The organism is Morganella sp. HMSC11D09 (assembly GCF_001807955.1).
GTDB lineage: Bacteria > Pseudomonadota > Gammaproteobacteria > Enterobacterales > Enterobacteriaceae > Morganella > Morganella morganii.
On sequence record NZ_KV791684.1, the window covers coordinates 272,110 to 279,786 of the forward strand.

Sequence of the window (7,677 nt, forward strand, 5' to 3'; positions counted from 1 at the left end):
GACGGAGCAGATCAGAACTGATATCCCAGGCGCAGGGAAAACAGGGTGTCCTGTGCGGGCAGTGCCGCCACAGAGGTCCGGGCGCGGCTGATTTGCGCATCCAGCTGTGCGTCGCCGTAACTGACATTAACCCCTGCGGCGATACCCGCGGCAGACTGCCATCCCGCCTGCCCGGTCTGAGCCATAACCCGTCCGTAGTCCGCACCGGCGCGGGGTGTTACCGTGATCCCCTGCCGGACAAAACGGCGGGAAAGGGTGTTTTGCCAGTACCATCCCTTATCCGCCGATAACGAGCCGTCGTGAAACCCTCTGATCGCACTGTTATCCGACAGTGTCAGCCACTCCCCCCCGGGGAGGTGATCCTGTGTGTACTGACCGGCCAGATGACTGCTGAACAGATACGCGTCTTCCGACAGCGAAAACTGCTGAATATAACTGAGTGAGAATTTGCCTTTGGTGTATTGCGGATCCGAGCCCGGCATGGTGTTCCGGGTAGCTGCCCCGAACAGTGTGGTGCCCTTCTCCGCTGATAAAGAGGTGCTGATAACACCGCCCGGTACCAGAATCAGCCCGGTGTAACCGGCTTCGGCGATACTCAGGGACGGGCTGCTGACGCCAATCAGTGTGTCATTGAGGTAGTTGCGGCTGCGTTTGTAAGTCATCTGCGCCATCAGGGAATCAATCCGTGAGCGGTTACGGAAGATGACATAATCCGCCCGCAGTGCGGCCTGAGCGCTGTCCCCGCTAAGAATGACGTGGTTATAGCGCAGCGCCTGAGTGATGCGGTAACGGGAAAGACTGCCGTAAGTGCTGATCGTCAGTGCGCCGTAAGGCACGGAGTAAAACAGCATGCCAGAGCGGCTGTAACGCGCCGCCGGATTATCGGTTGTGGCGGAGCCGCTCAGGCTGACAAAATCAGATAATCCTGCCGGGCTGTCTGCGGTGACTGCGGCGCGGATAACATTGCGTCCGGTACTTTTCTGCCCGTAATTATCTGCACTGATAGAAAACCCGGCCGGAGTGCCGCGCTGATTAACCAGCCGGATCACCGATCCTCCCGGTGCGCTGCCGGGTAGAATATCCATAGTGACATGGTTGGATTTCAGGCGGTTTGCCTGATCCAGCCCCTGCTCCAGTTCGGTGATTTTCAGCGGTTTGCCGGTCAGAGCGGGAAACAGCAGAGCGGTATTAACACCGCGATCCGTGCTGTCGATCCGCTCCACGGTTCCTTCCGTCACGCCGATCCCCAGCTCGTGATAATCGTTGACCGGCAGAAAGCGGATCCGGGCGGTGATATAGCCTTTATCCAGATACCGCTCCATCAGTTCCGCCACCAGCACATTAATGTCACGGCTGCGGATACAGTCTGCGGGCAATGGCGAAAGTGAGCGTAGGTCGTCCTGAGATAACAGTGTGATACCGGAGAGATACACGCCGCTGACCGGCAGACAGTGTTCATTCTCTGCCGCACGCAGTAACGGCTCTGTGGGGGTGATCGTTGTCTGCGGCTTGCTCAGTTGCCGGTAAGTCTGCTGTTCCAGCAGATCACTGACCTGCTGTCCGGCATCCTGCATCGCCCGGCGCGAGGCATCAGCGCCCGGATTTTCCGCAGCAGCAGGGAAAGGTGCGGCATATAATGTCGGGCAAAAACACAGCCCTGATAATAATATGCGGCGTAATAATGTCAGCAGTTTGGTCAATTCGTCTTACTTATCCTTTACGCCGGTTACCGCCGCAGCGGACAGAAATGCCGGTTTTCTCCGGTATAACGCCGGATGAAAAAGAGCCGTGCTTTTATCTGTTATCGGCAGAAATAAGAAAAACTTAACTGACAGGATGTAAGACGGCGTCTGCCCGGCGGGCAGACGCACAAAACAGACGGATTATTTATGGCAGGCAGGTTTGCTGTGGCGGCATCCGGAGAGATGATCGATGATCGGACACTCTGCGCTGTCATCCCCGGGACAGGAATCAGCCAGTGCCAGCAGGCGGTCACGGATAGCCGTGAGCTCCGTAATGGTTTTCTCAATCTGCTTCACTTTGCCCAGTGTCGCCGATTTCACATCCGCCGCGTGGCGGTTCGGATTACGGAACAGCGATAACAGCTCGCGGCACTCATCCAGCGTGAACCCGACCTCTTTTGCCTGGCGCAGCAGAGTCAGTTCATCCACATGCCGTTCACTGAAATACCGGTATCCGTTCTCACCCCGTTCCGGTGGCGTGATCAAAGATTTATCTTCGTAAAAACGGATTGCTTTTGGTGTTAAACCTGTTTTTTGTGCAATATCGCTGATATTCATAACTTCTCCTTGACCTTACCCTTGAGGGAAGGTTTACCATCATCGTAAATCAAAATTCCCGTTCCCCCGAACAGAATTTTTTCTCTTGCGCCGTGTGCTGATATACGGCGTGATGATGCGAAACATGTAAGGAAAAAAAGTATGGCTAATACCACTATTCTTGCGTTACAGGGGCTGTCCTGCGGACATTGCACCGCCAGTGTGAAAAAAGCACTCGACGCCCGCCCGGATGTTGAATCTGCGGTGGTCACCCTTGATTTCGCCAAAGTGACCGGCGATGCGGATGCGCAATCCCTCATCAGTACTATCGAAGAAGCGGGTTACGACGCTCAGATTGCAGACAACCCCGGTACAATTTTACAGCTTTCCGGGCTGAATTGTATGAAATGTGCAGCGAAAACGCAAAGTGCATTAGAAGCGGTTGACGGTGTTGCGGCTGCGGTCGTTGATACCAAAGAGGCAAAAGTGTACGGCAGCGCCGATGCGCAGACCTTAATCAGCGCAGTGGAAGCCGCCGGTTTTCAGGCTGCGGTGGCGGGAGAAAACGCCTCCCCAAAATCTGAACCGCTGACGCCGTCTCAGACTGAGGCTGCGGCAGCGGAGCACTGCGATATTCCGGCCACCCCGGACAATACCCCTGCCATGCCGGTGATTGAGGAGGATGACGACAGTCTCTCCTTCCTGCTCGACGGCATGACCTGTGCCAGTTGTGTCAGCAAAGTACACAAAGCGCTGCTCAGTGTGGACGGTGTGGAAAATGCCCGCGTTAACCTCGCGGAGCGCAGTGCACTGGTCACCGGTCACGCTTCTGCGGAGGCGCTGATCGCCGCTGTGGAGAAAGCCGGTTACGGCGCGGAACTGATTCAGGATGATGCCAAACGCCGTGAGCGCCAGCAGGAAGTGGCGGTTGCCAATATGAAGCGGTTCCGCTGGCAGTCTGCTCTGGCACTGGCGGTCGGTATCCCGGTGATGATCTGGGGGATGATCGGCGACAATATGATGCTGACCCCGGCGAACAACGGGATCTGGCTGACCATCGGGATCGTCACCCTGGCGGTGATGATTCTGGCGGGCGGGCATTTCTACCGCAGCGCCTGGCAATCCCTGAAAAACGGCAGTGCAACGATGGATACCCTGGTGGCTCTCGGCACCGGTGCCGCGTGGCTCTATTCCATCACGGTAAACCTCTGGCCGGACGTGTTCCCGCCGCAGGCGCGTCACCTCTATTATGAGGCCAGCGCCATGATTATCGGTCTGATAAACCTGGGGCATATGCTGGAGCAGCGTGCCCGCCAGCGTTCGTCAAAAGCACTGGAGCGCCTGCTGGATCTGACCCCGCCGACCGCCCGTGTGGTGACACCGGAAGGTGAGAAAGATGTCCCGCTGGCAGATGTGCAGCCGGGGATGATCCTGCGTCTGACCACCGGTGACCGCGTGCCGGTCGATGGTGAGATCACGGAAGGCGAAGTGTGGATGGATGAGGCGATGCTGACCGGGGAGCCTATCCCGCAGCAAAAAACCACCGGCGATACTGTTTCTGCCGGGACCACCGTGCAGGACGGCACCGTGCTGTTCCGTGCCGCCGCTGTCGGCAGCAAAACCACGCTGGCACGCATCATTAAACTGGTACGCCAGGCTCAGAGCAGTAAACCGGAAATCGGCCAGCTGGCGGACAAAATCTCAGCCGTCTTTGTGCCGGTTGTGGTGGTTATCGCCCTGATCGCCGGTGCTGTCTGGTACTTCTTCGGCCCGGCACCGCAGATAACCTATGCACTGGTGATTATTACCACGGTACTCATAATCGCTTGTCCGTGTGCACTGGGACTGGCAACGCCGATGTCGATTATTTCCGGGGTCGGACGCGCCGCTGAGTTTGGTGTGCTGGTACGGGATGCGGATGCTTTACAGCAGGCAAGCACTCTCGACACCATTGTTTTCGACAAAACCGGGACCCTGACAGAAGGCATGCCGCAGGTAACGGAAATCCATACCTTTAATGGTTTCAGTGACGATGATGTCCTGCGTCTCGCAGCGGCACTGGAAAGCGGTTCTAATCACCCGCTGGCCCGCGCTATCACTGAACGTGCGAAAGCGCTGACACTGCCGTCTGTTACTCAGTTCCGTACCCTGGCGGGGATGGGGATCAGCGGGGAGTCTGAAGGCCGGACACTCCTGCTGGGTAACCATGCGCTGATGCAGGCACAGAATATCAGCACTGCCGGGGAAGCGGATGCGCTGGTACAATCCCAGGCCGGTAAAGGCGTGACTCCGGTGATGCTGGCAGTTGACGGCAACATCGCGGCGATTCTTTCTGTCCGTGATCCGCTGCGTGAGGACAGTGTCAGTGCGCTGGCGCGTCTGCACAAACAGGGTTACCGTCTGGTGATGCTGACCGGGGACAACGAAGTAACCGCCCGGGCTATCGCCAAAGAAGCCGGGATTGATGAAGTGATCGCCGGTGTACTGCCGGACGGCAAAGCCGCTGCCATTGAAAAATTACAGCAGGCCGGACGCCGTGTCGCCATGGTCGGTGACGGTATCAATGACGCACCTGCGCTGGCACGGGCAGATGTGGGGATCGCGATGGGCGGCGGCAGTGATATTGCCATCGAAACGGCAGCAATCACTCTGATGCGCCACAGCCTGCACGGCGTGGCCGATGCGGTGGCTATCTCGAAAGGGACACTGCGTAATATGAAACAGAACCTGCTGGGTGCCTTTATTTATAACACCCTCGGGATCCCGATCGCAGCCGGGGTGCTGTTCCCGTTCACCGGCACACTGCTGAATCCGGTAGTGGCAGGGGCGGCCATGGCGCTGTCATCCATTACCGTGGTCAGTAACGCCAACCGGTTGTTACGTTTTAAACCGAAAGATTAATAACTCAACCAATAAGGGCGCGAATGCTTCGCGCCCTTATTTTTTTCCTGTTAATTAACCGGATATTACTTATCAGGGTTGAAAAAAGCCCGCGCTTGCAGTCAACTAAGGTATCGTTTCACGACAGGAGTCGTCATGAAAACACTGTTCCGCCGGCTGAAAGATTACCTTATCCCGCCTGATCCGCAGGGTGGCTGCACCTGGCCTTCGGTTGACCTCACATTGCCCGGGGATATCTCACTGCATCTGGTCGGCAGTATTCATATGGGATCGGAAGCCATGTACCCGCTGCCCGGCCCGCTGCTGGAAAGAATCAATCGTGCTGATGGCCTGATTGTGGAAGCGGATATCACCCGTCCGGCACCGCCGTTCCCGGGACAGGACCCTGAATTCCCCCGTCTGCCGGTAAGTGAGCGCTTACCGGAGCACCTGAGAGATGACTACCGCCGCTATTGTGAGGAACAGCGTCAGCCGGTACAGACGCTGGATACCCTGCCCGCCTGGCAGGTGGCGCTGATCCTGCAGTCCGCCCAGGCACAAAGCCTGGGGCTGCGTCCGCATTACGGCATTGATTATCAGATGCTCAATGCCGCTCACGGACAGAATATCCCCGTTTTTGAGCTGGAAGGCACACAGGCACAGTTACAGATGCTGCTGGATTTCCCGGACGAAGGGCTGAGCCTGCTGGAAGATACCCTGGCCTACTGGCATGACAATGCCCGCGCACTTCAGATTATGCTCGGCTGGTGGCTGGATTACCGGCCGGAAAAACTCGCGCAGCCACTGCCCGCCACCTTCAGCGAGCAGACGTATCAGCATCTGATGATAAGCCGCAACGACGCCTGGAAAACCAGGCTGATACAGCTGCCGCCCGGCAATTATGTGGTAGCGGTCGGCGCACTGCATCTTTACGGCGACCATAATCTGCCGTCCATTTTGTGTTAAACTGGCAGGCCTTGTGACACTGCCGTCTGAATTATCTGCAAGGAAAGACCTATGACACCGGCTGTAAAACTTCTGGAAAAAAACCGGATTTCATTCACCCTCCATCCGTATGAACATGATCCGAATGATCATAATTTCGGTGATGAAGCGGTCCGCAAACTCAATCTCGATGCCCGTCAGGTATACAAAACCCTGCTGGTGGCGCTTAACGGTGATAATAAACATCTCGCCGTGGCAGTCACCCCGGTATCAGAACAGCTTGATTTAAAAGCGGTAGCCAAAGCCCTTGGTGTGAAGAAAGCGGAAATGGCTGACCCGGTGAATGCACAGAAAGTCACCGGCTATCTGGTGGGCGGGATCAGCCCGCTGGGACAGAAAAAACGTCTGCCGACCCTGATTGATGAGGGCGCACAGGAATTTGCCACTATTTTTGTTTCCGGCGGCAAACGCGGCCTGGATATCGAACTGGCACCGCAGGATCTGGCAAAAGTGCTGGACGGGAAATTTGCCCCGGTGGCGAAACGGGACTGATACACAGAAAAAAGCACTTCCCGGGGGAAGTGCTTTTTAGCTTATTATTACAACAATCTTTCATCAATGCATTAAAGGAACAGAACCAGTACCAACAACACTGCGTTCCCTGCTATGGCGGATTTCGAGCTTAAGCCCCTGTTGTTTTCTTACTATTCCGGATGTTTTTTCACCCATAGAAACAATACCCGGTGCATTTTTCAGGCGCTGGTATTTAATTTGCCATGAGTCTCCTTCATATTTCATAAATGCTGATCCCTGGATATTTTCCAGAACTGTTCCGCTGTAGTTTTCATGATATCCGTAGTCGCGATATTCCATTGCTCCAATCATTCCATGCCCATGCTCAGACGCATGTAATCTGTTATACTCGGCATCTTCTTTACCTCCCTGAACATGTCGTACCCTGATAGTCATATCATCCAGTTTATCAGCAACAAACGAACACCCGCTGAACCCCGGCGTGAATACCAACTGAGGCTGACCATTTTCAGGATGGGCAGGAATATCCGCATATCCTCCTTGCGGAACCCAATATGCTAATGTTGTTCCTTTCCCCCTCTGGAAAGCCGATGTTTCGGTATCAATAATCCGTAATGCATTGATACCGTTATTTCCGGCCGGTATATGAACAGCATTAAATTCCATTATTCCGCCTTTAACGGCAGAAAGAGAACTTCGCGTCGAACTGTCCATTTTTACCTTCGCCGGGTTAATCAGGTCAGTAAGCAGAGGTGTTTGCTGTAATGTACTGTCAGCTAATACATCATCCAGCCTGACGGGTTCTCCTTTAAATAATTCAGTAACCGTGTTCGCTGCCGGAGGTATCAACTTAGCGCCCCGAATTTCCCTGTCACTGCCTGTACTGATACCCGGTTGATAAAGAGATGTTCCGGGAATTTGTGTGCGCGGATAAGCAACAAGCCCCTGTTCATCAGAAAATGACACCGGATTATTCCTCACCATTGAATACAGATTCAGTCCGTCAACAGTTCCCGCAGGATCTGAACTCAGCCAGCGC

At 55.2% G+C, this 7,677-nt stretch carries 6 protein-coding genes; 3 read left to right on the forward strand and 3 right to left on the reverse strand.

Annotated elements, in window-relative coordinates; translation table 11 throughout:
• Positions 1-11: 11 nt before the first annotated feature.
• Together HMPREF3119_RS09065 and cueR are read right to left on the reverse strand one after the other, a co-directional pair.
• Positions 12-1,700 carry a ShlB/FhaC/HecB family hemolysin secretion/activation protein gene (locus HMPREF3119_RS09065; protein WP_070579424.1) on the reverse strand — a complete coding sequence of 563 codons (1,689 nt, stop codon included), beginning with the start codon at positions 1,698-1,700 and terminating at the stop codon, positions 12-14.
• Positions 1,701-1,883: 183 nt separating this feature from the next.
• Positions 1,884-2,300 (reverse strand): Cu(I)-responsive transcriptional regulator, encoded by a 417-nt coding sequence (gene cueR, locus HMPREF3119_RS09070; RefSeq protein ID WP_004237647.1) that lies wholly within the window; start codon positions 2,298-2,300, stop codon positions 1,884-1,886.
• A 141-nt stretch (positions 2,301-2,441) separates the two neighbouring features.
• On the opposite strand from cueR, the gene copA reads away from it, so the two are divergent.
• From copA to ybaK, 3 genes are all read left to right on the forward strand, one after another.
• Positions 2,442-5,180 carry a copper-exporting P-type ATPase CopA gene (gene copA / locus HMPREF3119_RS09075; RefSeq protein WP_070579427.1) on the forward strand — a complete coding sequence of 913 codons (2,739 nt, stop codon included), beginning with the start codon at positions 2,442-2,444 and terminating at the stop codon, positions 5,178-5,180.
• A 135-nt stretch (positions 5,181-5,315) separates the two neighbouring features.
• Complete coding sequence (locus HMPREF3119_RS09080) at positions 5,316-6,125, forward strand: TraB/GumN family protein (protein WP_032099244.1); 810 nt, start codon at positions 5,316-5,318, stop codon at positions 6,123-6,125.
• A 51-nt stretch (positions 6,126-6,176) separates the two neighbouring features.
• Entirely contained in the window at positions 6,177-6,656 is a 480-nt protein-coding gene (ybaK, locus tag HMPREF3119_RS09085; protein ID WP_004237643.1) for a Cys-tRNA(Pro)/Cys-tRNA(Cys) deacylase YbaK, read from the forward strand.
• 63 nt (positions 6,657-6,719) lie between these two features.
• On the opposite strand, the gene HMPREF3119_RS09090 is transcribed toward ybaK, so the two are convergent.
• The coding region (locus HMPREF3119_RS09090; protein WP_305777633.1) for an RHS repeat-associated core domain-containing protein at positions 6,720-7,677 on the reverse strand (958 nt) is incomplete at its 5' end.